The 14,431-nt window shown below is 72.5% G+C and carries 12 protein-coding genes and 1 pseudogene; 9 read left to right on the top strand and 4 right to left on the bottom strand.

All coding sequences use genetic code 11. The features are described 5' to 3' along the window. Positions 1 to 12: 12 nt before the first annotated feature. The 7 genes and pseudogenes from ABZT12_RS31305 (at position 13) to ABZT12_RS31275 (ending at position 8,491) form a co-directional block, all read left to right on the top strand. Positions 13 to 510, top strand: a complete 498-nt coding sequence (locus ABZT12_RS31305; RefSeq protein WP_356390779.1) for a MarR family transcriptional regulator — start codon at positions 13 to 15, stop codon at positions 508 to 510. Positions 511 to 891: 381 nt separating this feature from the next. Next, a complete protein-coding gene (locus ABZT12_RS31300) occupies positions 892 to 1,119 on the top strand; it encodes a hypothetical protein (protein WP_356390777.1) in 228 nt (75 codons plus the stop codon). 328 nt (positions 1,120 to 1,447) lie between these two features. After that, positions 1,448 to 4,648, top strand: a complete 3,201-nt coding sequence (locus tag ABZT12_RS31295) for a TIM-barrel domain-containing protein (protein ID WP_356390855.1) — start codon at positions 1,448 to 1,450, stop codon at positions 4,646 to 4,648. Positions 4,649 to 5,061: 413 nt separating this feature from the next. Next, positions 5,062 to 6,039 carry an aldo/keto reductase gene (locus tag ABZT12_RS31290; RefSeq protein WP_356390775.1) on the top strand — a complete coding sequence of 326 codons (978 nt, stop codon included), beginning with the start codon at positions 5,062 to 5,064 and terminating at the stop codon, positions 6,037 to 6,039. Between the two features lie 53 nt (positions 6,040 to 6,092). Then, positions 6,093 to 6,224: pseudogene (locus tag ABZT12_RS31285) on the top strand (aldo/keto reductase); the annotation flags it as partial. Between the two features lie 162 nt (positions 6,225 to 6,386). Beyond that, positions 6,387 to 6,545: a hypothetical protein gene (locus ABZT12_RS31280; RefSeq protein WP_356390773.1), complete on the top strand. Its 159-nt coding sequence runs from the start codon at positions 6,387 to 6,389 to the stop codon at positions 6,543 to 6,545. Positions 6,546 to 6,703: 158 nt separating this feature from the next. Further along, a complete protein-coding gene (locus tag ABZT12_RS31275) occupies positions 6,704 to 8,491 on the top strand; it encodes a LamG-like jellyroll fold domain-containing protein (protein ID WP_356390772.1) in 1,788 nt (595 codons plus the stop codon). On the opposite strand, the gene ABZT12_RS31270 is transcribed toward ABZT12_RS31275, so the two are convergent. Then, positions 8,466 to 9,344 (bottom strand): class I SAM-dependent methyltransferase, encoded by an 879-nt coding sequence (locus ABZT12_RS31270; RefSeq protein ID WP_356390770.1) that lies wholly within the window; start codon positions 9,342 to 9,344, stop codon positions 8,466 to 8,468. The genes ABZT12_RS31275 and ABZT12_RS31270 overlap by 26 nt on opposite strands. A gap of 228 nt (positions 9,345 to 9,572) precedes the next feature. Between ABZT12_RS31270 and ABZT12_RS31265 the strand changes: the two genes are divergently transcribed. Then, a complete protein-coding gene (locus tag ABZT12_RS31265) occupies positions 9,573 to 10,214 on the top strand; it encodes a uridine kinase (RefSeq protein WP_356390767.1) in 642 nt (213 codons plus the stop codon). Between the two features lie 59 nt (positions 10,215 to 10,273). Here the strand turns inward: ABZT12_RS31265 and ABZT12_RS31260 are convergent, their stop codons facing one another. Continuing rightward, positions 10,274 to 11,401 carry a magnesium and cobalt transport protein CorA gene (locus tag ABZT12_RS31260; protein WP_356390765.1) on the bottom strand — a complete coding sequence of 376 codons (1,128 nt, stop codon included), beginning with the start codon at positions 11,399 to 11,401 and terminating at the stop codon, positions 10,274 to 10,276. A 242-nt stretch (positions 11,402 to 11,643) separates the two neighbouring features. Here ABZT12_RS31260 and ABZT12_RS31255 point away from each other — a divergent pair, with 242 nt between their 5' ends. Next, positions 11,644 to 12,438 (top strand): methyltransferase domain-containing protein, encoded by a 795-nt coding sequence (locus ABZT12_RS31255; RefSeq protein WP_356390763.1) that lies wholly within the window; start codon positions 11,644 to 11,646, stop codon positions 12,436 to 12,438. 117 nt (positions 12,439 to 12,555) lie between these two features. Here ABZT12_RS31255 and ABZT12_RS31250 read toward each other — a convergent pair whose 3' ends face one another. Next, entirely contained in the window at positions 12,556 to 13,470 is a 915-nt protein-coding gene (locus ABZT12_RS31250; RefSeq protein ID WP_356390760.1) for a PfkB family carbohydrate kinase, read from the bottom strand. Further along, positions 13,467 to 14,372 (bottom strand): pseudouridine-5'-phosphate glycosidase, encoded by a 906-nt coding sequence (locus tag ABZT12_RS31245; RefSeq protein WP_356390853.1) that lies wholly within the window; start codon positions 14,370 to 14,372, stop codon positions 13,467 to 13,469. Before ABZT12_RS31245 ends, ABZT12_RS31250 begins: the two co-directional genes overlap by 4 nt. Positions 14,373 to 14,431 lie beyond the last annotated feature (59 nt).

Raw genomic sequence — 14,431 nt, 5'->3', positions numbered from 1 at the left:
TAGGATCGGCCCATGACGCCACCTCACGACCCGCCGACCCCGCAGGCACCGTGGTCCCCCGGCGAGGAACCCGGCCTGGTCGACGCCCTCGCCCAGCTGTCGTTCCTGGTGCAGAACGCTCTGGCCGGCATCGCCGGCCAGCATGAACTGTCGGTCGTCCAGACCCGGTTGCTCGGCATACTGCGGGACCGGGAACCGACGATGCACCAGCTCGGCCGCCACCTCGGCCTCGACAAGTCCTCGATCACCGGCCTGGTCGACCGCGCCCAGCGCCGCGGCCTGGTCACCCGCACCGTCAGCCCCACCGACCGCCGCTCGTTCCAGGTGTCCATCACCGACGCCGGCCGGCGGCTCGCCGAACAGGTCGCCGCGGAGTTCGCCGAGCGGATCGAGCGGTCCGTCGCACCGCTGCCCGGACCCGACCGGGAACGGCTGACGCGGCTGGCCGTCCGGATCGTGAGCGCGGACGCCGAGACCCGCGGCCCCGACCCGCGCACCACCTCGCGCTGACCGCCGTACTCCGTCCGCCTCGCCGCCGAGGCTCCGCACGGCCACCGACCCCTGGCGGTGCCCCGGGGCCAGGATCGCCGGCATGACACCTGATCGACGAGTACGCCATCGCGAGACTGGCCGACGCCCACGGCGTTCCCCTGGTCGTAGCAGGGGAGTTGACCCAGGCGCTGCGGCCCTGCGTCCTCCTGGTGCCGTCCGGGGAGCTTCCCCGAGGGTGCCCGGCCGGACGCCCGCCCGACGGGCCGCTCCGGCGGGCTGCCCTCACTGCCGTACGACGTCCAATGACCCCCCGGTGCGGGCCCGTTCGTGCTGGCGGTCGACTGCGCGGCCCTGCCGCACGACGCGCTGGACATCTAACTGCCGCGCGCGGGACGGTTGTTGTTCTTCACCTCGTTCGCCTACGAGCCCGAGGGCGCCGTCGTGCCGCACATTCCCGCCGGTGTCCCGACCGCGGAACGGCCCCCGCCCGAGGACCTCGACGACCAGGAGGCCGCACCCTACGAGCCGCGTCCGCACCGCCTCTTCACCCTGAACCTGGTCGTGGGCACCCGCGAGGACATCGCCGCGGGGCGCTGGGCGAACTTCCGCTACGAGCAGCAGTACTGAGCCGGCCGAGCGGGAGCTCGACTCACCGTCCCGGCAGGGGTCGTACCGGCCGCCGTCCCAACCGCCGCCCGGCACACGTTCGTTGGGACAAAAGTGCTGCAAGGGGCCAGCGATACCGGGCCCGCAGGCCCTACCATCCTCAAGATGTGCATGTCATGGGCGTGTTGAGCGCCACTTGGCCGTCGGATACGTGTCCCGCCGAGGACGGGTGGGGCAACGGACCGACAGGAGGACGGAGTTGGGTATGCCAGGCAGTTCTTTGAGGCGTCGGTTGAAGTCCGCGCTGAGACCGGCGGGGGTCACTGTCGCCCTCGTGACGACCGCGGCGATGACACTGGCCGACACCGGCACGGCGGCGGCGGCCGGAGGCGCGCACCGTGCCGCGCTGCCGACCGTCACCTCGGGAGACGCCCGTTTCGAGATCCTCTCACCGACGCTGATCCGCACCGAGTACGCCGGCGACCGTAAGTTCGCCGACCAGGCGACCTTCAACGCGATCGGCCGCGACGCGTTCCGGCCGACGCCCTACAGCACCACGACCGCCGACGGCTGGCTCACCGTCAAGACCAGCGCGGTCTCCCTCCGCTACCGGATCGGCAGCGGCCCCTTCACCGCCCAGAACCTCTCCGTACGGCTCGCGGCGGCGGACGCGACGGTGACCGCCACCCCCTGGCAGCGCCTGACCTGCACGCTGGGCGCCCTCTGCGAGGCCGAGGACCAGCAGCTCAACGGCGTGTCGGTGGCCGACGACCACACGGGCCACACCGGCAGCGGCTTCGCCGCGGGCTTCGAGGGCACCGGCGGTTCGCTGTCGACTGACATCGATGTCAGCGCCGCCGGGACGTACCAGTTCGGGCTGCGCTACGCCAACTCCGGTGGCGGGGACGGCCAGACGAAGACCCGCACCCTCACCCTGACCGTGGACGGCGGCGCCGCGCAGACCGTCAGCCTGCCGACCACGGCGAACTGGGACACCTGGAACGTCGTCACCGCCAAACTCGCACTCGGCGCGGGCCACCACTCCCTCGCCCTGACCCGGACCGCCTCGGACTCCGGCGACGTCAACCTGGACAGCGTCGCGCTCACGCGCGCCGGTGACCCGTACCCGCCGGTCTCCACCACCGCGATCACCGACTGCCTCTTCGACAGCAGCTGCGAGGCCGAGTCGGCCCGGCTGAGCGGCACGGCGGTGAGCGCCACCGACCACACCGGGTACGCGGGCAAGGGCTTCGTCGCCGAACTCAACCAGGGCTCGACCCTGTCGGCCCACCTGGTCGGCGTCCCCGCCGACGGCGACTACACCCTCCGCGTCCGCTACGCCAACGGCACGGGCAGCGACGGCCGGCACGAGACCCGCACCGCGGCCGTCACCACCGGCGGCACCACCAGAACGCTGGCCCTTCCCGCCACCGACAACTGGGACGACTGGCAGACGGCCTCCGTGCCCGTGACCCTCAAGGCGGGCGCCGACGACCTCACCCTCGGCTGTCCCGACCCCACCAGCTGCCACATCAACGCGGACACGTTCTCCGTGGCGGCCCAGCAGGGCGACGTCCCCCAGCCGCACATCGCGCTGGGCGGCTACCGCCGCGGCATGGACGGCGTCACCGGCAACGCCTCCCTCCCGACCACACCCGGCCTGCTGCACAAGGACGGCTGGTACCTCCTCGACGACACCACCTCGGCCCTGTACGACACCGCGAAGCAGCAGGTCACCCAGCGTCCCGGCCACGCCGGCGCGCCCTACCAGGACGGATACGTCTTCGGGTTCGGACACGACTACAAGCAGGGCCTGGCCGACCTGGCCACGCTGACCGGGCCGCCCGCGCTGCTGCCGCAGTGGGCGTACGGCGTCTGGTACTCGGAGTACATCGACCGCACCGCGGCCGACTACGAGAACACGATCCTGCCCGCGTTCCGCTCCGAAGGCGTCCCCCTGGACGTCCTGGTGACCGACACGGACTTCAAGGCCGGGAACACCTGGAGTGGTTGGGAGATGGACCCCGCCAAGTTCCCCGATCCCAAGGGCTTCTTCGACTGGTCCGCCGCCCAGGGGCTGCACAACACGCTCAACGTGCACCCCAGCATCCTCGCCTCCGACCCCCAGTTCGCCCAGGCACAGGCCACCGCGAAGGGCAAGCTGACCAAGGGCGGCTGCGCCTCGGCCGCCGGCGGCCAGAACAACTGCTACACCTTCGACTTCGGCGACCCCGACCAGCTCAAGGCGTACCTGGACCTGCACCGGACCATGGACCAGCAGGGCAACGACTTCTGGTGGCTGGACTGGTGCTGCGACTCGTCCCAGTCGTCCATGCCGGGCGTCACCCCGGACGCGTGGATCAACCAGCAGTACGCCACCGCGACCGCCGCCACCCTCGGCCGCGGCTTCGTCCTCTCCCGGGCCTACGGCTCCCTCCAGGCGGGCGGCTACAGCGGGCAGCAGCCTCTGGCGACCGGGCCGTGGGCCGACAAGCGCTCCACCGTCCACTTCACCGGTGACACCTCCTCCACGTGGGGCACGCTGAAACTGGAGGTCGGCTACACCCCGGGCGAGTCCGCCGCGACCGGAATGGCGGCGATCACCCATGACATCGGCGGCCACAACGACACCACGGGACTGACCGGTTCGGAGACCTACACCGACGGCGCGACCACCCGCACCACCCACAAACTCCCCGACGACCTCTACGCCCGCTGGGTCCAGTTCGGCGCCTTCCAGCCGGTCGACCGCCTGCACAGCAACCACAGCGACCGGCTGCCCTGGCAGTACGGCAGCGAGGCCCGCAAGTCGGCCGACGCCTTCCTCAACCTGCGGGAAAACCTGGTGCCGTACACCTACACGCTGGCCGAGGAGGCCAACCGCACCGGCCTGCCCATCGTGCGGCCCACCTATCTGGAGTACCCCGACGAGCCGGCGGCGTACACGGCGGCGGACAGCGAGTACTTCTACGGCTCCGACATCCTGGTCGCGCCCGTGACCACGCCCGGCACCTCCGCCACCACCTCCGTGTGGTTCCCGCCCGGCCAGTGGACCGACTACTTCACCGGCAAGACGTACACCGGCGGCGCCTCCCACTCCGTCACCACCGGCCTCGACACGATGCCGGTGTTCGTCAAGGCGGGCGGCATCCTGCCCACCCGCACGCACGACGTCAGCAGCAACGACCGGAGCTCGCTGACCGACGTCACGCTGACCATCGCGGGCGGTGCCTCCGGCTCGTACACCCTCTACGAGGACGACGGGACGACGAAGGGGAAGACCCGCTCGGCCACCACGAAGATCCGCTACACCGAGAGCGGAGCGCGCCACACGGTCTCCATCGCCGCCGCGAAGGGGTCCTTCCGGGGCCAGGTCAAGAACCGCCGGTGGACCCTGTCGCTGATGGCCGCCCAGGCACCCGCCCAGATCGCCGTCACCGGGAAGAAACTCTCGTCCCACGACTACCAATGGGACAGCGTCACCGGCAAGTTGACCATCCGACTCCCCAAGCGCAGCGTGCACAGCCCGATCACCGTCACCTACCAATAGGCGCCCTGGGCACCGACCCGGCCCGCGGCCGCGTACAGGACTCCGCGTCCTGTGCGCGGCCGCGCTGTGTCCGGACCGGCCGGGCACCTTCGGGTGGCGGAACGTCCGCACTCCGGCGGGATCACGCGGTGCGCGGGCCCGCTCCCGCCGGAGTCCGGGACCGCCACGAAGTCACCGGCCGCGAGCCGGCGTGCGGGGCCCTGCCGATACCCCGGACAACCCGGCCTGCCTCCGGACGCGAGGAACCGCGAAGGTGGGTACCCGACGGCCTGGGCCCGCCCTTCGGGGAAGGCCGACGAACGCGTCGCCGTCCGGGACGGGACCGCCATGACGGCGCGTCGCGGCGAGCGATCACCACCCGCCCGCGTCCAGGGCGGACACGGCCACCACACACGACGGAACGGAGAGAGCGAATGCGACACATCAAGCTGCGCGACCTGGAGGTCTCCCGGATCGGACTCGGAGCGATGGGGATGACCCACGGCTACACCGGCTCCGGGACGGACGAGGCGGAGTCCGTCCGGACCGTGCACCGGGCGCTGGAACTGGGCGTCACCCTGATCGACACCGCCGAGATCTACGGCCCCTACACCAACGAGGAACTCCTCGGCCGCGCCCTGAAGGGCCACCGCGAGCAGGTGGTGCTGGCGACGAAGTTCGGCCTCGTCTCCCACGCGGGCCAGGGCCCCTGGAACCTCGACAGCGGCCCGGCCAACATCCGTACGGCCGTCGAAGGCTCGCTCAGCCGCCTCGGCACCGACCACATCGACCTGTACTACCAGCACCGGGTCGACCCGAACACCCCGATCGAGGAGACGGCCGGCGCGGTCGCCGAGCTGATCACCGAGGGCAAGGTCCGCGCGTTCGGCCTCTCCGAGGCAGGCCCCGACACCATCCGCCGCGCCCACGCCGTCCACCCGGTCACCGCCGTGCAGTCCGAGTACTCCCTGTGGACCCGGGGCGTCGAAGAGCGGGTCCTGCCGGTGCTGCGCGAGCTGAACATCGGGCTGGTGCCGTTCTCCCCGCTCGGGCGCGGCTTCCTGACCGGCACGATCCGCTCCACCGACCAGTTCGACGAGTCCGACTTCCGGCGCGACAACCCGCGCTTCACCGGCGAGAACTTCCAGCGCAACCTGGCCCTCGCCGACGAGGTCCAGGCCGTCGCCGCCGAGGTCGGCGCCACGCCCGCGCAGGTCGCCCTGGCCTGGCTGCTCGCCCAGGGCGACGACATCGCCCCGATCCCCGGCACCAAGCGCGTGGCCCGGGTCGAGGAGAACACCGCCGCCGACACCGTCCGGCTGACCGGCGAACAGCTCGACAAGCTGAGCAGCCTGCCCCCCGCCGCCGGCGACACCCACACCGAGGCCCAGGCCCGGATGCTCGAACGCTGACCCCCGCACCCGATAGTCCGCACGGCGGCTCCTCTTTGTCGCTCGGAGGGGTCGTCTCCGACGCCCTCGCCGCCCCGGTTACCGGCTGCTCGACACGGCCGCCGCCTACGGCGACGAGGAAGCCGTCGGCCGCGCCCTCCCGCGCGACTGACCTGTTCGTCACCACCGAGCCGTGGGTACGGGACGCCCGGCCGAGGAGCGGAGGCCGCGCGGCACCAGTGTCTCGAAGACGCTGCCCGCGCTGGGCGGGAGCAGCGCGGAACAGCTGACGGACAGGCCCTCGCGCGAGGCTCGCTCCGAGGCTGACCACGCCCTTGCCAGTCCAACCGCCGCCGCGTCCCGGCCGGATGGCGCAGCCCCTCGACATCTTCGACATCTTCGCCTTCGAGCCGACCGACGACGAGAAGGACCGGATCGCGGGCCTCGCCACCGGCACGACACTCTTCTTCGACCACCGCGACCCCGCAATGGTCGCCTGGCTGGACAAGCGCCACCTGGACAGCTGAGCGGCCGGGCAGCCGCCCACCTCTCGCCCGTGACAGCGCCACTCCTGACCATTGTTCGAACTACCGCCTCCTGTACGGGACTTCGACGATCAGGTCGTCCGCTGCACCTAAGCTGTCCCGAGTTCACGGGGGCAACGCAGGTACTGCGGGAGGCAGTTGTGACAGCGCTGGAGTCGGACGACCCGGAAGCAGTCGGGGCGTACCAGCTGATCAGCCGACTCGGCGCGGGGGGAATGGGGCGGGTCTACCTGGGGCGTTCACCCGGCGGCCGGCTCGTCGCGGTGAAGGTCGTCCACTCCGAACTGCTACGGCGGCCCGAATTCCGCTCCCGGTTCCGGCGCGAGGTGCAGGCCGCCCGCTCGGTGAGCGGAGCGTTCACCGCGCCGGTGATCGACGCCGACCCCGACGCGCCGCGCCCCTGGCTGGTGACCAGCTACATCTCCGGCCCCTCGCTGGAACAGGCGGTGGCGGAACAGGGCCCCTTCGCGCCGCCCGCCGTCTTCGCGCTGGCCGCCGGGCTCGCCGAGGCGCTCGTGTCGATTCACGCCGCGCGGCTGATCCACCGCGACCTCAAGCCCTCCAACGTCCTGCTCGCCGAGGACGGGCCGCGAGTCATCGACTTCGGGATCGTACGGAGTGTCGAGGGCGACTCGCTCACCGGGACCGGACTCCTGGCCGGCTCACCGGGTTTCATGTCGCCCGAGCAGGTCGCCGGCGCGGACATCACCCCGGCGAGCGACGTATTCTGCCTCGGCGCGGTGCTGGCCTTCGCCGCGACCGGCGTCAACCCCTTCGGCACCGGTCCCACCCCCGCCCTGCTCTACCGGGTCGTGCACGGCGAGCCCGAGGTCGCTTCCCTCACCGACCCCGCCCTGCGCGCGCTCATCAACGCCTGTCTGGCCAAGGACCCGGCGGCCCGCCCCACCCCGCACCAGATCCTGGCCCACGTCGGCCCCTGGGCCGCCGCCGCTCACCCGCCCGCCCGCGGCATGCCGGCCGAGACGGCCCACCCGGTCCACGCGACCCACTCAACTCACTCAAGTCACCCGGTTCATGCGACCCGTTCGGGCCGGCCCGCCCACACGAGCGGGGTACGGGAGTACCGGCCCACCCAGGTCGGGACGGCGACCGTTCCGGTCACCCGCTCCGCCACCCGCCTCGACACCGACCCGCCCGCGCCCGCGCCCCCGCCGGCTCCGACCCGCCGTCGCCTCCTTCTCGCCGGTGCCGGAACCGCCGTCACCGCGCTCGGCGTCGGCACGGGCCTGTGGCTCACCCGTTCCGGCCACCACGACGACGAGGCAACCGCGGCCACCGCGTCGCCGACCACGGCCGCCGTCCGCCTCCCCCGGCCCGTCGGCCGCTGGCCCCTCGACGCGGGCTCCGGCGACATCGCACGGGACACCGCCGGCGGCAACGACGGCACCGCGACCGGCGTCAGCCCGCAGCAGGGGGCCGCGGTGTTCGACGGCACGAGCAGTCAGATCGTCACCGCCCGGCCGGTGATCGACACCAGCGAGGGGCGCAGCTTCACCGTGTCGGCATGGGTGCGGCTGCGCACGATCCCCGGCGGCTCCGCCACCGCCGTCAGCGAGGAGGGCGGGGTCAACAGCTGTTTCTACCTCCAGTACTCCGGCGCCGAGCGGCAGTGGGCCTTCGCCGGCGCCGCCCAACGGGCCGCGGGCCGCACCGCCCCCGTGCCGGGTGTCTGGACCCACCTCGTCGGCGTGTGCGACGGCCCCCAGCACCGGCTCCGTCTCTTCGTCGACGCCGTCCAGGAGGGCACCGTGGCCGACGTCACCGCCGCGGGCGGCGCCCTGGTGATCGGACGGGCCAAGTACAACGGCGGCTCCACCGACTTCTTCCCCGGCGCCATCAAGGACGTACGCGTCTACGACCGTGCCCTGACCGGCGCCCAGATCAAGCAACTGGGCGTCGGCCCCTGAGCGGTGGCCGTCCGGCACCGCACCCCTCGCCAGGCAGCACCGCCGCCGTCCCGTCGTTTTCCTCTTGGCCAACTCCGCTCACCGGGCGCCCGTACGCGGGGGCGGGGCCGCCCGGACGGCCACGGGGGAGTCGGCTTGGGCGCCGGTTCGTGGGCGGAGCCGACCGTGTCGGTGAGCCGGCCATCGGCCGTACGGCGGCCGAGTCCGGCAGCGAGACCGGGTCGAACACGGAGGCGCGGTCGGCGAGCACGGAAGGCGGCAGGAACGAGGTCGACCGGATGTGACCGGCGAGTTCGGGCATCGTCCAGTGGTGCTCGACGGAGAACTCATGGCGTCCGGCGTCGTCGAACCCGGCCCGAGCCAGTACCTCGTGGTCGGGGTCCCGCCGCCGTTCCCCTGCCCAACCCGGCGGAATCCGCCCGGCCGCCCCGAGGGCACTCCGCCACGAGCGCGGCATTCCGTCGAGCCTCCGCTGCCACTCGCGGGGCCCCGCCCACGGCGAGGTCGGCCAGCACGGCGCCAGGCAGCCGCCGGGCTTGAGCCAGGCACGGGCGCGCCGGGCGACCGGGGAACGGTTCGGCCGGTGGAAGGCGTTGCCGATGACGATCAGTTCGAGACCGCCCGGCTCGGCGTCCAATTCCTCGGCACGGCCCGTGACCGCCCGTATGCGGCCCGCGCCGACGGCGTCCGCCTTGGCCGGTACCACCTCGGTCATGTCCGGTTCCGCGTCCACGGCCCAGACCTCCGCGAACAACTCGCCGAGCGGATAGGCGAGTTGCCCGGTGCCGCAGGCCAGGTCCAGCAGGCGCCCACCCTCTGACGGGGCGGCCCGGCGCGAAAGATCGACGACCATCGCGTCGGGATACGGAAGCCGGAACCGCTCGTGACATCCCTGACGCTCTGCAGGACCAGGACCAGGACCATGACCATGACCATGACCAGGACCAGGACCAGGACCAGGATTAAAACCAGGACCACCACGGCAGGGGGCCGCGCGGCCAGGAAATGAGGAGCGACTCGCCTCGGACCGGAGCCGCGTGCGTCGAGGGTGGCTCCGCGGCCGGCCGCGGGCTGACGCATCATGGGCCGTGTGCGACTGGAAGCGATCACTTGGGACCGGCTCGGCGACCTCCTCGCCGAGCGTCTGCTCGAACTCAAGCCGGACGACGGCGGGTCCTGGCCGCGTGTCGCCTTCGACGGTGCCCCGGCGGCCCGCCCCGGTGACCTCGCCGAACGCGTCGCGGAGGCGCTGCGCGTACGCGGCCGTTCCTCCCTCGTCGTCGGCACCGAGGGCTTTCTGCGGCCCGCGTCGCTGCGCCTGGAGTACGGCCGCCAGGACGTCGACGCCTACTACGACGGCTGGCTCGACACCGGCGCCCTGTGGCGCGAGGTCTTCGGCCCCCTCGAACCGGGCGGCGACGGCCGTGTCCTGCCGGACCTGTGGAACCCCGCCACCGACCGGGCCACCCGCAGCCCCTACGTCCAACTCCCGCCCGGCGCCGTCCTGGTGATGCACGGCTCGTTTCTCCTTCGGCACTGGTTCCCCTTCGACCTGACCGCTCACGTCCTCCTCTCGCCGGGCGCCCTGCGCCGCCGTACCCCCGAGACCGACCACTGGACCCTCCCCGCCTTCGAGCGCTACGCGGACGAGACCGACCCGGCGGCCACGGCCGACCTCCTGGTACGGGCCGACGACCCACGGCACCCCGCCTGGAACGGCTGAGCCGCCGTCGCCGGACCGGGACCGCGCCGGGCGTGCCGTGCGCCGGCCGTCGGTCGGTGTCAGAGCCAGCCGTTGCGCCGGAACCCCCGGTACAGCACCAGACAGGACGCCGAGATCACCGCCAGCACCAGGGGATAGCCGAACCGCCAGTGCAGCTCCGGCATGTGGTCGAAGTTCATGCCGTACACGCCGCACACCATCGTGGGTACGGCGATCACCGCGGCCCACGCCGTGATCTTCCGCATGTCCTCGTTCTGCGCCACCGTCACCTGGGCGAGATGGGCCTGGAGGATCGAGTTGAGCAGTTCGTCGAAGGACGCGATCTGCTCCTTCGCCCGCAGCAGGTGGTCGGAGACGTCCCGGAAGTAGGCCTGTATCTCGGGGCCGACCACCCGCGCCGGCCGGGTCGCGAGATCCTCCAGCGGTCGGCTCAGAGGCACCACCGCCCGCTTCAGTTCGAGGAGTTCGCGCTTGAGCTGGTAGATGCGGCCCGGATCGGCCCGCGCGCCGTTCTCCGCGAACACGTCCGTCTCGACCTGGTCGATGTCCGCCTGCACCGAGTCCGTGACGCTCAGGTAGTCGTCGACCACGTGGTCCGCGACCGCGTGCAGCACGGCGGCCGGCCCCTTGGCGAGCTGCTGGGAATCCGACTCCAGCTCCTCGCGCAGCGGGCCCAGCGAGCCGTGCCGTCCGTGCCGCACGGTGATGACGAAGTCGGTGCCGACGAACAGCATGATCTCGCCGGTGTTCACGACCTCGCTGGTCGCGGTCAGCTTCTCGTGCTCGACGTAGCAGACCGTCTTGAACACCGCGAACAGCGTCTCGCCGTAGCGCTCCACCTTCGGGCGCTGATGAGCCTCGACCGCGTCCTCGACGGCCAGGGGATGCAGATCGAAAAGGTCGGCGACGTCCGCGAACTCCCCTGCCGTCGGCTCGTGCAGACCCAGCCAGACGAAGCCGTCGTCCTTCTTGCGCACCCGCTCCACCGCGTCGACGAGATCGCCGCCGACCGGAATGCGCACCCCGTCCTGATAGACCACGCAGTTCACCACCGAGGAGCCCAGCGGTGACCGGGCGGGGTGGCTCAGGTCGACTTTCGGGCGTCGCCGGGCCAGCTGTGCCACCTTGCGGAGGCCGCCGACCCTGCCGAGGCCCGTCACCCTCCGCAGATTCCCTGCCATGGACATCTGGCTCTCCTTGCGTGGTTCCCCTCACATCGCATTTCTGCGCCTTGGCCGGCAAGTTTGCCAGGCCCGCGCGAACCGCGGGCAAGCCTGTGGGAACGCGACATTCCGCTTGGTTCCCGACTGTGGACAAACCGGGCGCGGCCGTTTCGGGCCGCGGAGACGCGGTCGCGGCAGCGCGGCCCTCCGGTCGTGCCGGAGCGTCGCCCCCGCCGCGCAAGCCGGGCAACTGGGATGATCGCGGCATGACGCGAACCGACGGGTATCTCCTCGACAACGGGCAGGCCGAAGCGGGGCAGCGCTTCGACGCCTTGGCCACGCTCTTCGACCCCACGACCTTCCGGCACCTCGAAGGACTCGGCGTCGGACCCGGCTGGCGCGTCTGGGAAGTCGGCGCCGGCGGTACCTCCGTCGTGTCCTGGCTGGCCAAGAAGGTCGGCCCGACCGGCAAGGTGGTCGCGACCGACATCGACACCACCCGGGTCGCCGCGGCCGGCCGCCCGCCGGTCGAGGTCCGTGTCCACGACGTGGGTACGGAGGAGCCGCCGGCGGAGAGCTTCGACCTCGTGCACGCCCGGCTCGTACTCGTCCATGTGCCGGACCGGGAACGGGCGTTGCGCTCGATGATCAAAGCACTGCGCCCCGGCGGACGCCTTCTCGTCGAGGACGCCGACCCCGCCCTCCAGCCCCTCCTCTGCCCCGACGAACACGGGCCCGAGCAGCAACTCGCGAACCGGCTCAGGCATGGCTTTCGCGCACTGCTCGCCGACCGCGGCGCCGACCTCTCCTATGGCCGCAGACTCCCGCGCCTGTTCCGGGAGGCAGGGCTGCGCCGCGTCGAGGCCGACGCGTACTTCCCGGTCACCTCACCTGCCTGTGCCGCCCTCGAATCCGCCACGGTCCGGCAGATCCGCGACCAGCTCGTCAGCGCGGGCATCGCCACGGAGGCGGACATCGACCGCCATCTGTCGAACGTGGCCGCCGGCTCCATGGACCTCGCCACGGCACCGATGATCTCGGTATGGGGGCGCAAGGCGTAGGGCGGCTGACAGGTCTCGAGCGGGCGCCGGTGACCCCGGCCCGGCACCGGTGCCTCTCAGCCGGGTACCAGGGGGTCAGCCCGGTACCGGTGCCTCCTCGGCCCGGGTCCGGTGGTTTCAGCCCGGTACCGGTGGTCTTCCGCCCACCCTCCGTACGGCCAGGGCCCCGGCCCGGCATCCCTCCGTCGCCGCCCCCTCCGGGTCGGCGCCCGCGAGGAGGGCCGCGAGGAAGGCGCCCGTGAAGGCGTCGCCGGCGCCGGTGGTGTCGTGGGCAGTCGCGGGCGCCGCGGGTACGCGCGCGTGCACCGCGCCTGAGTGGGCCACCAACGCCCCCGCGGCTCCCAGTTTCACGACCACCAGGGGGACCAGCCGGCTCAGTTGGGCCGCCGCGTCCGCCGCGTCCGGCACCGCCGTGAGCAGGCACGCCTCGTCGCGGCTGGGCAGCAGCACGTCCAACCCCGCCGCGAGCCCCAGGAAACGGTCCACGCCCAGCTCCGCGAGGAAACCCGCCGACGCCGGATCCATGCTCACCGGCACACCACGCGCGTGTGCCGACTCCAGGGCCGCCGCCACCAGCGCCCGGCTCGACTCGGAGAAGAGCAGATAGCCCGACAGATGCAGCCGGGCCACACCGTCGAGCGACGCGTCCGACCAGTCACCGGGTTCCAGCCGCAGCGATGCCCCACTGTCCGTGAGGAACGTCCGCTCGGCCGACGCCCCCGCGTCGACGAGACAGATCACCGTCCCGGTCGCCGCCCCGGGGTCCACGACGAGCCGGGGCCGTACCCCGGCGGCGATCAGCTCCCGCTCGTGCCACGCGGCCGAGTCCGCGCCCACGCGACCGAGCAGCCGTACGTCCGCACACCCCCAATGGGCCGCCCAGCAGGCCACGTTGGCGCCCGCGCCGCCCGGCACGGTCCGGATCGCGGCGGCGGTGTCGGTGCCGGCGGCGAGCGGTCCCCGGTGCCGGGCGACGACATCCGTGACCACATCCCCGACGACCAGGAGCGCCCCGCCCGCTCCCGTCGTCACGCCCCTGCCCAGGCCGCCGCGATCCGCCCCGCCAGCCGTACGTTGCCCCGAACCGCCGCCAGGTTGGCGTCCAGGGAGGCGCCGTCGGTGTGCCGCACCAGGTAGTCGAGCAGGAACGGCGTGATCGCCTGGCCGGTGACGCCCTCCGCCTCGCAGGCGTGCAGCGCGTCGGCCAGCACGCGCGCGTGCAGTTCCGGATCCAACTGCTCTTCCTCGGGCACCGGGTGGGCGACGATCAGTGTCGACTCCGGGACGCCGAGCCCGTCCTGGGCCCGCATCACCTCCGCCACCTGCTCCGGAGTCTCCAGCGTCCACTCCACCGGGTGCCCGGAGTCGGACAGATAGAAGCCGGGGAAGCGGTCCGTGCCGTATCCGGCCACGGCCACCCCGAGCGTCTCCAGACGCTGCAACGTGGCCGGCACGTCAAGGATCGACTTCACGCCCGCGCACACCACCGTGATCCGGGTCCGCGCGAGCAGCCCCAGGTCGGCGGACTCGTCCTGCGTCACGGTCCACTCCCGGTGCACCCCGCCGAGCCCACCGGTGGCGAACACCCGGACCCCCGCCAGGGCGGCCAGCAGCGCGGTCGCCGACACCGTGGTCGCCCCGCTGGCCCCCGCCGCCACCGCGAGCGGCAGGTCGCGGTGGCCGAGCTTGCGTATCCCGTCCTCGTTGGCGACCCGCTCCAACTGGTCCTTGTTCAGGCCGACATGGGGCCGCCCGTCCAGTACGGCGATCGTCGCGGGGACGGCGCCCTCCTGCCGTACCGTCGCCTCCAGCTCCAGAGCGACCTGGAGGTTGCGCGGGCGTGGCAGCCCGTGCGCGATGATCGTGGACTCCAGGGCCACCACGGGCTGGCGCGCGTCGATCGCCTCACGTACTTCCTCGGAAACCACCAGCACCACGTGCCTGCCTCCTGTCGAACGGCCCTTCCTCATCTCTGGCGGGCGGCACACCCCGT

Source organism: Streptomyces sp. NPDC005423, from assembly GCF_040606415.1.
GTDB lineage: Bacteria > Actinomycetota > Actinomycetes > Streptomycetales > Streptomycetaceae > Streptomyces.
This window is presented reverse-complemented; position numbering and strand designations above follow the sequence as displayed.